This window comes from Streptomyces sp. 4F14 (assembly GCF_048159485.1).
Classification (GTDB): domain Bacteria; phylum Actinomycetota; class Actinomycetes; order Streptomycetales; family Streptomycetaceae; genus Streptomyces.
In genome coordinates this window covers 1-583 of record NZ_JBLRVY010000090.1, presented here as the reverse complement: position 1 = coordinate 583, position 583 = coordinate 1, and the positions used below count along the sequence as shown (strand labels likewise).

The window sequence follows — 583 nt, the reverse complement described above, 5'->3', positions numbered from 1 at the left end:
ATGCCGGGCAACTCCCGCCGGGTGAGCGGGAGTTGGCTGGTGTCTGCTGACGGTACGGGGCCCGCGAGCCGGCGGGACATCTCCGGCAGGTGCTTCTCCTCCGTCGTGCCCAGCGCGGCCAGCAGCACCTGGCGCGGATACTGGTGGCACAGCACCCGCGTCCCCGGCCGCTCGGCGATGTCCGTGAACACCACCGTCGGCCGGGTGCCGTGCTCCTGCTCGATCCCGGCGAGCGTCCGCGCCACCTCGACCCGGCCGCTGATCCTGCTGTCGTAGCGGTACAGATCGACCGCGTCGTAGCAGCCGGGCAGCCCGAGCGAGGCCGCGTCCGCCGCCCGGGTCAGCCCGCTGCCGGGGAAACCGCCGCTCACCGGCGCACCCGTGCCTCGGCCGGGAAGGGACGGCAGTCCTCGGTGGACTCCCGGGCCGTCTCCCAGGGGAAGACGATCCAGTCGTCGATGACGGCCGGGCAGTGGTCGGGGACATAGCCGCTGCGGTGATTGCGGACCACGGCGGCGAACCGCACGTCCTCCGGCGCGACCCCGGCCGCCGCGAGATGGGCGAGGACCGCGTCCGCGGTCGC

1 protein-coding gene and 1 pseudogene are annotated in these 583 nt (G+C 74.3%); both read right to left on the bottom strand.

The window, feature by feature from the left end; genetic code table 11:
• Positions 1-371: pseudogene (locus tag ACLZOT_RS49750) on the bottom strand (hypothetical protein); the annotation flags it as partial.
• On the bottom strand, positions 368-583 hold a 216-nt coding region (locus ACLZOT_RS49745; RefSeq protein ID WP_416975951.1), incomplete at its 5' end, for a hypothetical protein. The gene ACLZOT_RS49745 and the pseudogene ACLZOT_RS49750, both read right to left, overlap by 4 nt.